The sequence below is a fragment of the Actinocorallia lasiicapitis genome (assembly GCF_054778695.1).
The window spans coordinates 1-1,655 of record NZ_BAAGZI010000675.1 but is presented as its reverse complement, the minus strand read 5'-3'; the positions used below and the strand labels follow the sequence as shown (position 1 = coordinate 1,655).

General features: G+C 67.7%; 1 protein-coding gene. It reads left to right on the top strand.

Features of this window, described 5'->3' with window-relative positions; translation table 11 throughout:
• The first annotated feature begins 244 nt into the window (after positions 1-244).
• Positions 245-1,639, top strand: a complete 1,395-nt coding sequence (locus ACYVE7_RS33640; RefSeq protein ID WP_460370564.1) for an IS4 family transposase — start codon at positions 245-247, stop codon at positions 1,637-1,639.
• Positions 1,640-1,655 lie beyond the last annotated feature (16 nt).

Sequence of the window (1,655 nt, the reverse complement as noted above, 5' to 3'; positions counted from 1 at the left end):
CAATGCCAGTGAGTTAAGGCATTTGCCCAGGTGAGGGCGCGTTTTGTGGGCCCGGGTCGCGGAGCGGCCCGACGCGTCGTGTCGCGGTTCGGTGACGGATTGTGCGTCGGGGCTCTTGGGCAACGAAGTCCTCGATAGGACAGCGGTCGACCAAGATCGCTTTTTTGTCCGTCGAGGAGCTTCGTTGCTCGCTCAGTTTGGCATGCCCGGATCGGTGTCGGCCGGTCTGGATGAGGGTCGGCCGATGTGTTCGGTCGGGCTCGGGGTTCTGGCCGAGGAGATCGGCCCGGAACTCGTTGACGAGGTCATCGAGTTGTCGGGGTGCCGGGAGAAGCGGCACCGGCTGCTGCCCGCGGCGGCGGTCGTGTATTTCGTGCTCGGGTTGTGCCTGTTCAGCGGCGCGGACAGCGCGATGCCGCCGGGATACCGGTCGGTGATGCGGTGGCTGACCAGCGGGCTGCGGCATCTGCATGATCTCGCTCTGCCGACCAGTTCAGCGCTGACCAAGGCCAGGACGCGGCTCGGCTCCAAGCCGCTGGAGCTGCTGTTCGACCTGCGGCGTGGGCCGCTGGCCGAGCCGGGCACCAAGGGCGCGTTCGCGTTCGGGCGTCGGCTGGTCGCCTGGGACGGCACCGGCCTGGACGCCGCAGACACCCCCGGGAACGCCACCGCGTTCGGGGTCACCCAGGGCGGCAATCCGCAGATCCGGCTGCTGGCATTGATCGAATGCGGCACCCACGCGCTGATCGACGCGGCCTTCGACGGCGTCACCAGGGCCAGCGAGCACAAACTCGCGCGCAGGCTCCTGCACGCCCTCGACCAGAGCATGCTCCTGCTCGCGGACCGGAACTTCGCCGGCCACGAGCTCTGGGGGCTCGTCACCGCGACCGGCGCCGACATGGTGTGGCGGATCAAGAAGAACCTGGTGTTCCCGCCCGTGGAAGTCCTCCCCGACGGCTCGTTCCTGTCCATCATGCCCACCCCGACCGAGAACCTGCGGCACGGCGTCGCCCGAGCCCGCGGCCGCAGCCTGCGACGACGGCCTCACGGCCACCTCGTCCGCATCATCGAATACACCGTGAAGGTCACCACCGCAGACGGCCGCACCCGGACCGAACCCTTCCGCCTCGCCACCACGATCCTCGACCCCGAACGGGCCCCCGCTGCCCAGCTCGCCGCCGTGTATCACGAGCGCTGGGAGATCGAGAACGGTTACGCAGAGCTCAAGACCCGACTGCGCGGAGCGGCGTTCATCCTCCGCTCCAAGCTCCCCGAACTTGTCTGCCAGGAGCTGTTCGCCCTGCTCACCGTCTACCAGGCACTGTGCTCCCTGAAACACGCCGCAGCCCGGTCAGCCGATCTCGACCCCGACCGGATCTCCTTCACCGTCACCCTCCGCATCGCCCGCCACCACGCAGCCAGCCCCGCCACCGAGCCCGCCCAGGCCCGGCGCGCCGCCATCCGCGACATCCTCGACGACCCCCTGCCGCCCCGCCGCGACCGTCAATGCGAGCGCGTCAAGAAGCCACCCAAGAACACCTTCGACACCAAGAAACGTGACACAGCGCAACCAGCCAGCCGAGCCACCTACAAGATCAAAATAACGAGAAAAGTACTCTCACCTGGGCAAATGCCTTAACTCACTGGCATTGCAG